The organism is Variovorax paradoxus EPS (genome assembly GCF_000184745.1).
GTDB lineage: Bacteria > Pseudomonadota > Gammaproteobacteria > Burkholderiales > Burkholderiaceae_C > Variovorax > Variovorax paradoxus_C.
The window spans coordinates 843798-856491 of record NC_014931.1 but is presented as its reverse complement, the minus strand read 5'-3'; the positions used below and the strand labels follow the sequence as shown (position 1 = coordinate 856491).

Annotated in this window: 11 protein-coding genes; 7 read left to right on the top strand and 4 right to left on the bottom strand. The window is 69.0% G+C overall.

Annotated features, from left to right (window positions below; all coding sequences use genetic code 11):
* The gene (locus VARPA_RS03785) at positions 1-633 is read left to right on the top strand and encodes a LysE family translocator (RefSeq protein ID WP_013539222.1); all 633 of its coding nucleotides are present in this window, start codon (positions 1-3) and stop codon (positions 631-633) included.
* 17 nt (positions 634-650) lie between these two features.
* The gene (locus VARPA_RS03780; protein ID WP_013539221.1) at positions 651-1631 is read left to right on the top strand and encodes a threonine dehydratase; all 981 of its coding nucleotides are present in this window, start codon (positions 651-653) and stop codon (positions 1629-1631) included.
* 7 nt (positions 1632-1638) lie between these two features.
* On the opposite strand, the gene VARPA_RS03775 is transcribed toward VARPA_RS03780, so the two are convergent.
* Entirely contained in the window at positions 1639-2466 is an 828-nt protein-coding gene (locus VARPA_RS03775; protein ID WP_013539220.1) for a creatininase family protein, read from the bottom strand.
* A 67-nt stretch (positions 2467-2533) separates the two neighbouring features.
* Between VARPA_RS03775 and VARPA_RS03770 the strand changes: the two genes are divergently transcribed.
* Entirely contained in the window at positions 2534-3331 is a 798-nt protein-coding gene (locus VARPA_RS03770; protein ID WP_013539219.1) for an SDR family oxidoreductase, read from the top strand.
* Between the two features lie 369 nt (positions 3332-3700).
* On the opposite strand, the gene VARPA_RS03765 is transcribed toward VARPA_RS03770, so the two are convergent.
* Complete coding sequence (locus tag VARPA_RS03765) at positions 3701-4606, bottom strand: LysR family transcriptional regulator (protein ID WP_013539218.1); 906 nt, start codon at positions 4604-4606, stop codon at positions 3701-3703.
* An 84-nt stretch (positions 4607-4690) separates the two neighbouring features.
* On the opposite strand from VARPA_RS03765, the gene VARPA_RS03760 reads away from it, so the two are divergent.
* Positions 4691-5701, top strand: coding sequence for a zinc-binding alcohol dehydrogenase family protein (locus VARPA_RS03760; RefSeq protein ID WP_013539217.1), 1011 nt, complete (start codon positions 4691-4693; stop codon positions 5699-5701).
* Positions 5702-5705: 4 nt separating this feature from the next.
* Here VARPA_RS03760 and VARPA_RS03755 read toward each other — a convergent pair whose 3' ends face one another.
* Positions 5706-7451 (bottom strand): chloride channel protein, encoded by a 1746-nt coding sequence (locus VARPA_RS03755; protein ID WP_013539216.1) that lies wholly within the window; start codon positions 7449-7451, stop codon positions 5706-5708.
* 113 nt (positions 7452-7564) lie between these two features.
* Between VARPA_RS03755 and VARPA_RS03750 the strand changes: the two genes are divergently transcribed.
* Entirely contained in the window at positions 7565-8119 is a 555-nt protein-coding gene (locus VARPA_RS03750) for a GNAT family N-acetyltransferase (RefSeq protein WP_013539215.1), read from the top strand.
* A gap of 13 nt (positions 8120-8132) precedes the next feature.
* Here the strand turns inward: VARPA_RS03750 and VARPA_RS03745 are convergent, their stop codons facing one another.
* A complete protein-coding gene (locus tag VARPA_RS03745; protein WP_013539214.1) occupies positions 8133-9509 on the bottom strand; it encodes a PQQ-dependent sugar dehydrogenase in 1377 nt (458 codons plus the stop codon).
* Positions 9510-9639: 130 nt separating this feature from the next.
* Here VARPA_RS03745 and VARPA_RS03740 point away from each other — a divergent pair, with 130 nt between their 5' ends.
* Positions 9640-10398: an alanyl-tRNA editing protein gene (locus tag VARPA_RS03740; protein ID WP_013539213.1), complete on the top strand. Its 759-nt coding sequence runs from the start codon at positions 9640-9642 to the stop codon at positions 10396-10398.
* Positions 10399-10441: 43 nt separating this feature from the next.
* A complete protein-coding gene (locus VARPA_RS03735; protein WP_013539212.1) occupies positions 10442-12667 on the top strand; it encodes a protein-disulfide reductase DsbD family protein in 2226 nt (741 codons plus the stop codon).
* Positions 12668-12694: the final 27 nt, after the last annotated feature.

Here is a 12694-nt window from a genome sequence, read left to right as displayed (position 1 = left end):
ATGCTGACCCTCACCGAAATCGCCTGGTTCGCCCTCGCCTCGCTGCTGCTGGCGCTCACGCCGGGGCCGAACATGATCTATTGCGTCTCGCGCACGCTGATCCAGGGCCGCCGCGCGGGAATGATTTCGCTGGGCGGCGTGCTGATGGCCTTCCTCGTGCACCTCTTCGCCGCCGCGCTCGGTCTCACCGCGCTGCTGCTGGCGGTGCCGCTCGCGTTCGATGCGATCCGCATCGCGGGTGCGGCCTACCTGCTGTGGCTCGCGTGGCAGGCGGTGCGGCCCGGCGGCAATGCGCCCTTCGAAGCGCGCGCGCTGCCGGCCGATCCGCCAGGCAAGTTGTTCCGCATGGGCTTTCTCACCAACCTGCTGAACCCGAAGGTGGCGATGTTCTACCTGTCGTTCTTTCCGCAGTTCATCCATCCCGAACGCGGCTCGGTGCTGCTGCAGAGCATGCAGTTGGGCATCGCGCAGATGGCGAGCAGCGCCGTGGTCAACACGGTGATGATCTTCGGCGCCGCGAGCATCACGGCGGTGCTGTCGCAAAGCGCCAGCTGGCTGCGCGCGCAGCGCTACGTGATGGGCAGTGTGCTGGCCGCGCTGGCGGTGCGGGTCGCGCTGACGGAACGCAAATAGACAACAAAGGGACGCCAGTGAAATTCACCCGCGAAGAGATCGAAGCCGCGCAGCGCACCGTGCATGCGGCGATGCCGCCGACCCCGCAATACACCTGGCCGCTGCTGTCGCAGCGCCTGGGCGCGACGCTCTGGGCCAAGCACGAGAACCACACGCCGGTCGGCGCCTTCAAGATCCGCGGCGGCCTCACCTACTTCGAGACCCTTGCGCGCGAGCACCCCGAAGTACGCCACGTGATCAGCGCGACGCGCGGCAACCACGGCCAGTCGCTCGGCTTCGCGGCGCGGCGGCACGGCCTCGGCGCGACCATCGTGGTGCCGCACGGCAACTCGCTGGAGAAGAACGCCGCGATGCGCGCGCTCGGCGTCGAGCTGGTCGAGCATGGCGACGATTTCCAGGCGGCGTCGGAGCACGCGGCCCTGCTGGCCGAGCGTGACGCGCTGCACCGCGTGCCTTCGTTCCACCGCGAGCTGGTGCGTGGCGTGTCGACTGCGTATGTCGAGTTCTTCAGCGCGCTGAAAGATGCGCCACCCGACGTGCTGTTCGTGCCCATTGGCCTCGGCTCCGGCTTTGCCGGCGCGGCCGTGGCGCGCGCGCATTGCGGCGTGTCGACCAAGATCATCGGCGTGGTGTCGGCCCACGCGACGGCGTACCGCGATTCCTTTCGCGCGGGCAAGCCCGTCGAATCGCCGGTCAGCACACGATTGGCCGACGGCATGGCCTGCCGCGTGCCGGTGCCCGAATCGGTCGAGGTGATCCTGCGCGAAGCCGACGACGTGATCACCGTCACCGACGACGAGGTGGGCGAGGCAATGCGCATCCTTTTCAGCGACACGCACAACGTGGCCGAAGGCGCCGGTGCCGCCGCATTGGCGGGCGCGCTTCAGCAGCAGGCGCGCTGGCGCGGCAAGACGGTGGGCATCAGCGTGAGCGGCGGGAATGTCGATTCAGACATGTTCGCCGGGGTGCTCGCGCGCAGCGCTTCCTCAACTTCCTGAAGGCGGATCAGGGCAGCGGCTGGGTGTTGGCCGTGTCCAGCGGCAGGCGCGACACCTCGGCCAGCAGCAGTGCCAATTGCTGCGCGGCCGCATCGATCACCGCTTGCCCCTTGGCCGCAGTCGCCGCGGCTGCATTGCCAGCCGCACCCTCTGCGTTGTAGTCCTCCATCGCCCAGCCGAGCTTGGCGCTCTTGCCATTGCCGAGGATCGCGTAGTCGGCCGCGCGCTTCTCGGACGTCGAACGGAAATCCTTCGCCTCGCCCATGCGCACGAGCCGCGGGGTCAGCGCCAGCATCATCGAGGTCTCGATCTCGCCCGCGTGGACGCCGAAGCGGTGCTCCTGCGTGCTGAACTGTGCACCCGCATCGCCCAGCGGCAGGTTGAACCAGCTCACGCTGTAGACGATGAGCCCGTGCGCCGCGCGCAGTTCGCGCGCCACGATGTCCATCGCGCCCACATGGCCGCCGTGCGCATTGAAGAGCACCAGCTTCTTCACACCGGCACGCGCGACGCCCGCGCCGATTTCGCGCCACATGCGGATCAAGGTCTCGGCCGACAGCGTGAGCGTGCCCGCGAAGCGCGCGTGCTCGGGGCTCAGGCCGATCTGCTGGGTCGGCAAAAAGAGCACCGGCAGCGCCGCCGGCAGCAGCGGCAGCGACGCGGCCACGATGCCGTCGGCCAGCACCGAGTCCACGCCCAGCGGCAGGTGCGGCCCGTGCTGCTCGGTCGCGCCCAGCGGCAGCACCGCCACGGTGGCTGCCATATCGAGCCCCGCGAAGTCGCGCGTCGTGAGTTGAGACCAGAAGCGGGGCAGGGATACCGGGGATGCGTTCATCCGGCGATCTTAGAGCGGTGATTCAATCCACGCGACCCCGCCCCCTCAACGACACAAGGACCTTCACATGGATCTCCAGCTCCAGGACCAGCACGTTCTCATCACCGGCGGCAGCAAGGGCATCGGCCTCGCCTGCGCGCTGGGGTTCCTCCGCGAAGGCGCGCGCGTGAGCCTCGTCTCGCGCGACCTGCAGAACCTGGAGCAAGGCCGCAAGACGCTGATCGAGGCGTTCGCCGAGGCCGATGGCCGGGTCTCGGTGCATGCCGCCGACCTGAAGGACCCGGCCAGCGCCGTCGCCGCGCTCGACGCGGCCGAGAAGGTCTTCGGCCCTGTCGACGTGCTCATCAACTCGGCCGGCGCCGCGCGCCGCACCCCGCCCGACGACCTGACCCCCACCGCGTGGCACGACGCGATGGACGCGAAGTACTTCACCTACATCCACATGATCGACCCGGTGGTCAAGCGCATGGGCGAGCGCGGCCGCGGCGCGATCGTCAACGTGATCGGCCAGGGCGGCAAGGTCGCGAGCCCCGTGCACATGGCCGGCGGTGCCGCCAATGCGGCGCTGATGCTGGTAAGCGCCGGCATGGCCGCCGCTTACGCGGCCAAGGGCGTGCGCGTGAACGCCGTGAACCCCGGCCTCACGCTGACCGCGCGGCTGCAGGAAGGCATGAAGGCCGATGCGAAGCTGCAGGGCATCGACACCGACGAAGCGTTGAAGCGCGCCACCGCGCGCCTGCCGCTCGGCCGCATCGCGACACCGGAAGAAATCGCCAACACGGTCGTGTTCCTCGCGTCGCCGAAGGCGAGCTACGTGACGGGCGCGATCGTCGCGATGGATGGCGCGGTCACGCCGATGATCTGACCGCGCGGCGTTCGACCGCCGCTGCCCTCACCCCAGCCCTCTCCCAAGGGAAGAGGGAGCAAGTCCCAGGCCGAGCGAAGCAAAGGCCCGTGAGCTGGCCGAGCGCAGCGAAGGCGTGTCGGTTCCCAAAGCCCTTCTGTATGCGCCGAGGAGCGGAGCGTTTCGCGGATCAGGGCTCGCCCTTGTTTGAGCGAAGCGAGTTTGGGCGAGACCCCGCGAAACGTGAGCACCGCAGGTTGCCCGAAGCGAAGCGTAGGGACGCAGACAGCAGGGTCGCCTTTTCTTTGCTTACGTTCTTTTGGCGAAGCAAAAGAAAGTAAGTCGCCCGCCGGGGCGAGACCCGGCCTCGGAACTCAAACAAAAAACCCCCTATCGACCCGTCAGCGCCTCGAACTTCAACGCAAGAAAATCCACAAACGCCCGAACCCGAGCAGGCACAAAACGCCCACTAGGCAGCAACGCATGCAGCGGATAAGGCTCCGTCTGCCAATCGGCCATGAGCTGCACCAGCCGCCCACTGCGAACGTCATCCCGCACATCAAGCGCCGACTTCAGCGTGATGCCATACCCCGCCACAGCCCACTCGCGCGCCAGCGAGGCGTCATCCACGCTGCGATTGCCATTCACCCGCACTTCCGTCCACTGCCCGTTCTGCGCAAACCGCCAGACGCGGTGCCGCCGCCCACCGCGATTGAAGATCAGGCAGTTGTGATGCACCAGGTCCTGCGGCGTCTTCGGCGCGGCATGGCGGCTGAGGTACTCGGGCGAGGCGGTGAGCAGCGGATTCGTCATCGCAAACGGCCGCGCCACCAGGCGCGAATCGGCCAGCGCGCCATAACGCAGCGCCACATCGACCTCGTCCCGCATCACATCCAGCGGCCGGTCGCCGACCGAGAGCGAGAGCTGCACGCCGGAATGCAGCGCGAGAAATTCATCGAACCAGGGCAAGAGCGTGCTGCGCGTGAGGTCGGAAGGCGCGGCAACGCGCAAAGTGCCGACCAGTTCGCCGCGGTCCGCCGTGACCAGCGACTCGCCTTCGTCCAGCAGCTCGAAGGCCCGCACCGCGTAGTCGAGCAGCGTCTGCCCCTGCGGCGTCAGGCGCATCGCACGTGTGGAGCGCTCGAACAGCCGCGCGCCGAGCTGCGTTTCCAGCCGCTTGAGCGTGGCGCTGGCGGCCGCCGGCGTGATGCCCAGCGCATGGGCCGCAGCCGTGAGCGTGCCGCCGCGCGCCGTATGCACCAGCACCTGCAGGTCCGAGGTATTTTCAATCTTCATTTGAAAGTGTTGCTGTTCGAGGCAGTCTTATCAAATGCCCGTTGCCATCCTACAGTGGAGCCATCGTTACAGAAAGGTCCCGTCATGCAAGCCATCGGTTACTACCAGCCCCTTCCCATCGACAACGCCGAATCGCTGCAGGACATCGAACTGCCCGCGCCCGTCGCCGGCCCGCGCGACCTGCTGGTGCGCGTGAAGGCGGTGTCGGTCAACCCGGTCGACACCAAGGTCCGCAAGAACGCCGCGCCCGAAGCCGGCCAGGCCAAGGTGCTGGGCTGGGATGCGGTCGGCATCGTCGAAGCCATCGGCAGCGGCGTCGAGAACTTCAAGGTCGGCGACCGCGTGTACTACGCGGGCTCGATCATTCGCCCCGGCGCCAATTCGGAATTGCATGCGGTGGACGAGCGCATCGCCGCCATCGCGCCCAAGAGCCTGGACGACGCACAGGCCGCAGCGTTGCCGCTGACCACCATCACCGCGTACGAACTGCTGTTCGACCGCCTGCAGGTGCCCAAGGGCGGCGGCGCGGGCCAGACGCTCCTGATCACCGGCGGTGCGGGCGGCGTGGGCTCGATCCTCATCCAGCTCGCCCGCCAGCTCACTCAGTTGCGCGTGATCGCCACCGCCTCGCGTCCCGAGACGCGCGAGTGGTGCCTGGCGCTCGGCGCGCACGCGGTCATCGACCATTCGAAGCCGCTCGCGGCGGAGCTCAAGGCGGCCGGCATCGGCGAGGTCGACATGGTCGCCAGCCTCACGCAGACCGAGCAGCACTACGCGCAGATCATCGAGAGCTTGAAGCCCCAGGGCCAGCTCGCGGTGATCGACGACATGAAGGTGCTCGACGCGATGCCGCTGAAGACCAAGTGCATCTCGCTGCACTGGGAAATGATGTTCACCCGCTCGCGCTTCACCACGCCCGACATCGCCGAGCAAGGCGCACTGCTGGCGGAAGTGGCCGCGCTGGTCGATGCGGGCCGCATCCGCACGACGGCGAATGCGAGCTTCGGCACCATCAACGCCGCCAACTTGAAGAAAGCGCACGCGCTCATCGAGAGCGGCAAGGCGCAGGGCAAGGTCGTTCTGGCCGGGTTCTGACTTTCTAGGCCTGCCAGGGCAGGCCGCGCATTCGCTCGCGCTTTTCTTCCTCATCGAAGTGCGCGAGCGAAGGCTTGATGAGGTCGCTGCGCGCGACGAGTCCGACCAGCGCGAGCGACTGTGCATCTTTCACGACCGGCAGCCGCTCGAGCCGGTGGCGCGCGAGGCGCGTGGCCACCACGCGGCAGTTTTCACCCGCGAGCGCGAACAGCGGCGCCGAACCTTCGCAGGCATCGCCCACGGTGCCGACGCTGAACGCCGCGAGCATCGCGCGGTCGGCCATGCCGATCACCGCGTTGCCGCGCAGCACCGGGTACGCGCGGTGCATCTGGCCTTCGCCGAAGTACTGCGCGAGCGCCTCGGCCACGGGCAGCGCCGCATCGATGCTGCGCACCTCGCGCGTCATCACTTCCTCGACCGAGTGGCGCTCCAGCGGGTCGATGCCGTATTCGCGGTAGATGTGATAGCCGCGGCGCGCGATCTTCTCGGTGAGGATCGAGCGGCGCATCGTGAGCACAGTGAAGCCGTAGGCCACGGCAGAGGTGGTCAAGAGCGGCAGCAGCGCATTGCTGTCGTGCGTGAGCCCGAAGGCGAAGATGGTGGCGGTGAGCGGCGCGCGCATCACGCCGCCGAGCGTGGCGGCCATGCAGACCAGCGGCCACAGAATCGGGTCGTTGCCGGGCAGCACGTGCGAGAGCACCACGCCGAGGCCTGCGCCCATCATCAGGAGCGGTGCGAGCACGCCGCCCGAGGTGCCCGAGCCGAGCGAGATGATCCAAATGATTGCCTTCACCGCGAGCAGCGCGGCCACCACGCCGAGCGCGAGGTGGTTGTGCAGCAGGTCGCCGATGACGTCGTAGCCCACGCCCAGCGCACGCGGTTCGAAGTAGCCGCCGATGCCTACCGCGAGACCGCCGATGGCCGGCCACCACATCCAGTGGATCGGCAGCTTGCCGAAGAGGTCTTCCACCTTGTAGAGCGAGATCGAGAGCGAAGCCGAGAGCACGCCGCACAGAAGGCCGGCGACGATGCAGGAGAGCATCGCGAGCGGGCCGGGCACAGCGGTCTGCAACGGGAACAGCGGGCCCGCGTCCATCAAGAGCGGCCGCGTGAAGCCCGCGACCGCGCAGGCCACGGCCACCGGCAGCAAGCTGCGCGGGCGCAGCTCGAACAGCAGCAGTTCGACCGCCAGCAGCACGGCGGCCACCGGCGTTCCGAACACGGCAGTCATGCCGGCGGTGGCGCCCGCCACCAGCAGCGCCTTGCGCTCGGCAGCCGTGAGGTGGAAGTACTGCGCGATCAGCGAGCCGATGGCGCCGCCCGTCATGATGATCGGCCCCTCGGCGCCGAACGGCCCACCGCTTCCGATCACGATGCCCGAGGACAGCGGCTTGAGCACCGCGACCTTCGGCGACATCTTGCTTTTGCCGAACAGGATCGCCTCGATGGCCTCGGGGATGCCGTGGCCGCGGATCTTGTCGGAGCCGTAGCGCGCGACCAGGCCCACGATGAGCCCGCCGATCACCGGCACCACGATGACCCAGGCGCCCAGCGTGTGTTCCGCCGGCGAGCGGTCGGCCAGCGAGAAGGTCTGGAAGAAAAAGAGATTCGTGAAGAAGCGGATCAGGTCGAGCAGCACGCGCGCGGCCACGGTGCTGATGGCGCCGATGACGATCGCCATGGCGGTGATGCGCAGCAGGCGCGCGTTGAGCGCGAAATCGCCGCGCGGCGGGTGGGAGGCTGGGGTCATGGCGGGGTGTGGCGCGACGGGGTCCGGCGTCGATGCCGGTGTCGCAAGGGGAGTTCGGAGCAGCCCGAATTACATCACAACATGATGAAACTACGCTGATTCACAATTGCCGCATGACCGCTCCCCTGATCGAATTCGACACCGCCCGCCTTCGCCTGCGCCAGTGGCGCGAGAGCGATTGCGCCCCCTTCGCCGACATGGCGGCCGACCCCCAGGTGATGGAATTCCTGCTGCCTTTGCCCACGCGCGCCGACAGCGATGCGATGGTCGAGCGCGGCAGAACCCGCATCGCCGAGAACGGCTGGGGCTTCTGGGCGGTCGAGCACAAGGCCACAGGTGAATTCATCGGCTTCACCGGGCTGAACGTACCGCTGGCCACGCTGCCGTTTTCGCCATGTGTCGAGATCGGCTGGCGCCTTGCGCGCCACGCGTGGGGCCAGGGCTTCGCGACCGAGGCCGCGCGCGGCGCGTTGCAGGTCGGCTTCGAGCGGCTCGGCTTCGACGAGATCGTCGCCTTCACCGCGGTCGGCAACCTGCGCTCGGCCGCGGTGATGGAACGCGTCGGCATGCACGAAGACGTGGCCGGCGCGTTCGACCATCCGGCGGTGCCCGAAGGCCACCCCCTGCGCCGGCACCGGCTCTACCGGATCGCCCGGCCGCAGCGCTGAAAAAACCCGCCGGTTACTGCGGCTTGGCCCGCGACACGCGCCACACCGCGTTGCCCACGTCGTCCGCCACCAGCAGCGCGCCGCTCTTGTCGAGCGCCACGCCCACCGGCCGGCCCTGCGCCTTCTCGTCGGCCGTAAGGAAGCCGGTGAGGATGTCCACCGGCGGCCCGCTCGGCTTGCCGCCGATGAAGGGCACGAACACCACCTTGTAGCCCGACTTGGGCTTGCGGTTCCACGAGCCGTGCTCGCCGATGAAGACGCCGCTCGCGAACTCCGGCGGCATGCCGCGCGCGTGCGAGAACGTCATGCCGAGCGGCGCGACGTGCGAGCCGAGCGCGTAGTCGGGTGCGATGGCCTTGGCCGCCATCTCGGGGTTCTGCGGGGTCACGCGGGCATCGACGATGCCGCCGTAGTAGGTCCAGGGCCAGCCGTAGAACGCGCCCTCCTTTACTGAGGTGAGGTAGTCGGGCACGAGGTCGCTGCCGATCTCGTCGCGCTCGTTCACCACGGTCCACAGCACGTTGGTGTCGGGGTCCCAGCCCATGCCGTTGGGGTTGCGCAGGCCACTCGCGAAGAGGCGCTTCTCGCCGGTCTTCGCATCGACCTCCCAGATCGCGGCGCGGCCCTCCTCGGCGGCGAGGCCGTTCTCGCCGATGTTGCTGTTGGAGCCGACGGTCACGTAGAGCTTGGTGCCGTCGGCATTGGCGATCACGTTCTTGGTCCAGTGGTGGTTGATGCCCGCGGGCAGTTGCGTCACCAGCGTCGGGTTGGCCTTCACCGATGTCTCGCCTTCGGTGTAGGGCACCTTCACGAGCGCGTCCGCATTCGCGATGAAGAGCTCGTTGCCCACCAGCGCCATGCCGTAGGGCGACATCAGGTTGGTCATGAAGACCTGCTTGACCTCGGCCACGCCGTCGCCGTCGGCATCGCGCAGCAAGGTGATGCGATTCGGGCTGGGCACGCCGGCACCGGCGCGGGCCATGACCTTGCCCATGACCCAGTTGCGGATCTTGGCGACCGGGCCGCTGCCGCCGTCGCTGCTGCCGCCGGGCTTGGGCGGCTTGTTGCTCTCGGCCACCAGCACGTCGCCGTTGGGCAGGGTGTAGACCCAGCGCGGGTGGTCCAGGCCGCGGGCCAATGCCGTCACGCGCAGGCCTTCGGCCGGGGTGGGCGCGGCGGCGTCGGTCCAGCCGATGGCGGTCGCGACGTTCACGGTGGGAATCAGCGTCTTGTTCGGCTCGGTCAACTGCGGGCGGGGGCCGGTCGTGACCTCGGGCGCCAGCTTGGCGGCCTCGCCGCAGCCGGCCACCAGCAGGGCAGTGACGACGGCCAGGGCGGATATCTGCGATGCGCGGACGATGCGGGTGGGTGCTTGCTGCGGAGCTTTCATGCGTGATCCTTCGCGGCGGAGGCCGCATACCGGGCGGATCATCCATGGGCCGCCCACCCCGGGGCTGTCGGTCGTGGGCGCTTTCTGGCGTGGGCGCACCCCAATCGCGCATCGCCGCTACCATCGCCGGATGACCGACGACCTGTTCCGTGCCGACGCCTACCTGCGCACCTGCGAAGCCCGCATCCTGCGCATCGACGAAGCCGGCATCGTGCTGGACCGCACGGTGTTCTATCCGCTGGGCGGCGGGCAGGCGGGAGACGCCGGCGTGCTGGCCTTGGCCGACGGCCGCGAAGTCGCCATCGCCGACACCCGCAAGGCCAAGAACGAAGAAGGCCAGCCGACCAACGAATTCGTCCACGTGCCGGCCCCGGATCAAGCCGAGCTGCTGGCCGCGCTGAAGCCCGGCGACACCGTCACCGCCCGCCTCGATTGGGAGCGCCGGCACCGGCTGATGCGCTTCCACACCGCCTCCCACCTGCTGTGCCACTTGGTGCCGGTGCCGGTGAACGGCTGCTCGATCACGCCCGACTACGCGCGCATCGATTTCCACATGACCGATCCGCTCGACAAGGAAGCGCTCACCGCCGGCCTCGCCCGGCTGGTCGAGGCGGCGCACCCGCTGACCGTGGGCGCCATCAGCGACGAGGAGCTCGATGCCAACCCGGCGCTGGTCAAGAGCATGAGCGTGCAGCCGCCGCGCGGCACGGGCACGGTGCGCACCATCCGCATCGGCGGCGAGGGTGAAACGCAGATCGACTTCCAGCCCTGCGGCGGCACGCATGTTGCGAACACCGCCGAGATCGGGACCGTGGTCGTCACCAAGATCGAGAAGAAGAGCGCCAACAGCCGGCGCGTGGTGCTGGGCTGGGCGGCCGCGGCAGCCTGACGCCCCCGGAACTTAGCCCTGCCCAATTGCTCCGACTGACGGCATGATCCTCTCGCGCATCCATTTCGCTACGCTTCTGATAGCAATCTCCGCAGCCAGCATGCCGGCGGCGGCGCAACTGGCTTCCAAGACCGGGGCCGTCGTCACCACCCCCCACGTGCGCGCCGAACTGGTCGCGCATGCGCCCGATGGCGTGGCGCCCGGCGCACAGGCCTGGGTCGGCCTGCAGATCACGCACCAGCCCGAGTGGCACACCTACTGGAAGAACGCCGGTGATTCGGGCCTTCCCACCGAGCTGACCTGGACGCTGCCCGCCGGCGTCTCCACCGGCGAGATCGCCTGGCCGGTGCCTGAGAAGATTCCGGTCGGCAACCTCGCCAACTACGGCTACGAGAACACCGTGCTGCTGCCGGTGCCGCTGGAGGTGTCGACGCTCTACAAGCCGCCGATGGCGCTCGCAGGCGGCACGCCCGCGATGGACGTGAAGCTCAAGGCCTCCTGGCTGGTCTGCCGCAAGGAGTGCATCCCCGAAGAGGGCGAGTTCACCCTCTCTCTGCCGCTGCAGGGCTCGACCGCGCTGCACAAGGCCGAGTTCGACGCCGCACAGGCCGCCCAGCCCCAGCCGCTGGCCAAACCGGGCGGCATCGAGGTCAATGGCAACAACCTGCAAGTGAAGCTCGAAGGCCTGCCGGCCGCCGTGCAGGGCAAGACGCTGGCCTTCTTCCCCGAGACCCCCGAGGTGATCCGCACCGCGGCCGTCTCCGGCAAGGACTGGACGCAAAGCTGGCAAGGCGACACCTGGACCGCGACGATGCCGCTGGCCGACCAGCGCAGCGCGAGCCCCACGGTGATGCCGGTGGTGGTCGCGCTCGCCGAGGCCGATCGCCAGCCGGGCCAGCCGATCGCGTGGCGCGCGGAAGCACCGGTCGCGGGCACCTGGCCCGCCGTCGCCACGCCGGTGCGCGCCGAGGTGTCGCCCGCACTGCAGACCGCACTCACCGCCAATGCCGCCAACGCGGCCGCATCGGCATCGCCCGCCGAACTGCCCGCCCAACCCACCGGCACCTTCGTGATGGCCTTGCTGGGCGCGCTGCTCGGCGGCCTGTTGCTGAACCTGATGCCCTGCGTGTTCCCGATCCTTGCGATCAAGGTGCTGGGCTTCGCGCGGCAGGCGGGCAACGCCAGTGCGCACCGCAAGGCGGGCCTCGCGTACACGGGCGGCGTGATGCTGTCGTTCCTCGCGCTCGGCGGCGCGATGCTCGCGCTACGCGCGGCGGGTGCGCAACTCGGTTGGGGCTTCCAGCTGCAGTCGCCGGGCGTGGTGGCGGTGCTGGCGGGGCTCTTCACGCTGATCGGCCTCAACCTCGTGGGCGTGTTCGAGTTCGGCCGCGCGGCACCGTCCTCGGTCTGCAGCGCGCAGGCCAAGCATCCGCTGGCCAACGACTTCCTCTCGGGCGTGCTCGCCGTGGTGATCGCCTCGCCCTGCACCGCGCCTTTCATGGGCGTATCGCTCGGCTTCGCGATCGGGCTGCCGGCCGCGCAGGCGCTGCTGCTGTTCGCGGCGCTGGGCCTCGGCCTCGCCCTGCCCTACCTCGTGGCCGGCTTCGTGCCCGCCATCGCCTACCTGCTGCCCAAGCCGGGTCCGTGGATGGGCACGCTGCGCCGCCTGCTCGCCTTTCCGATGTTCGCCACCGTGGCCTGGCTGGTCTGGATCCTCGGCCAGCAAAGCGGCATCGACGGCGCGGGCACGCTGCTCGCGCTCCTGGTGTGCCTGGCCGCCATCGTCTGGGCGTTCACGCTCCGCGGCCGCACGCGGCTGGTGATCGCCACCGTGCTGGTCGCCTTCACCGCGGTGCTGACCGGCGCCATCGGCCGCAACATCCTGCAAGTCGTCGAGCCTGCCAAACTGGCCGCGGCCGGCACCGCCGAGCAGCGCTGGCAGCCCTGGTCAGCCGAGCGCGTGAGCGAGCTCTCGGGCGCCGGGCAGCCGGTGTTCATCGACTTCACCGCCGCCTGGTGCGTGACCTGCCAGTACAACAAGAAGCGCACGCTGGCCGATGCCGAGGTGCTGGCCGATTTCGATGCCAAGAAGGTCGCGATGCTGCGTGCCGACTGGACCCGCCGCGACCCCGCCATCACCGCCGCGCTCACCGCGCTCGGCCGCAGCGGCGTGCCGGTCTATGTGCTGCAGGCGCCGGGCAAGGCCCCTGTCGTGCTGACCGAAATTTTGGGTAAAGACGAGGTCCGCGCCGCACTTGCCGCGCTTTGACCACCTGCGTGACATGGGTTGTCACAT

Bases quoted from the DNA above. Each gene is read 5' to 3' on its own strand.
- VARPA_RS03755 (WP_013539216.1), bottom strand. From the start codon at position 7,451: ATGACCCCAGCCTCCCACCCGCCGCGCGGCGATTTCGCGCTCAACGCG.
- VARPA_RS03765 (WP_013539218.1), bottom strand. From the start codon at position 4,606: ATGAAGATTGAAAATACCTCGGACCTGCAGGTGCTGGTGCATACGGCG.
- VARPA_RS03760 (WP_013539217.1), top strand. From the start codon at position 4,691: ATGCAAGCCATCGGTTACTACCAGCCCCTTCCCATCGACAACGCCGAA.
- VARPA_RS03775 (WP_013539220.1), bottom strand. From the start codon at position 2,466: ATGAACGCATCCCCGGTATCCCTGCCCCGCTTCTGGTCTCAACTCACG.
- VARPA_RS03785 (WP_013539222.1), top strand. From the start codon at position 1: ATGCTGACCCTCACCGAAATCGCCTGGTTCGCCCTCGCCTCGCTGCTG.
- VARPA_RS03740 (WP_013539213.1), top strand. From the start codon at position 9,640: ATGACCGACGACCTGTTCCGTGCCGACGCCTACCTGCGCACCTGCGAA.
- VARPA_RS03735 (WP_013539212.1), top strand. From the start codon at position 10,442: ATGATCCTCTCGCGCATCCATTTCGCTACGCTTCTGATAGCAATCTCC.
- VARPA_RS03745 (WP_013539214.1), bottom strand. From the start codon at position 9,509: ATGAAAGCTCCGCAGCAAGCACCCACCCGCATCGTCCGCGCATCGCAG.
- VARPA_RS03770 (WP_013539219.1), top strand. From the start codon at position 2,534: ATGGATCTCCAGCTCCAGGACCAGCACGTTCTCATCACCGGCGGCAGC.
- VARPA_RS03750 (WP_013539215.1), top strand. From the start codon at position 7,565: ATGACCGCTCCCCTGATCGAATTCGACACCGCCCGCCTTCGCCTGCGC.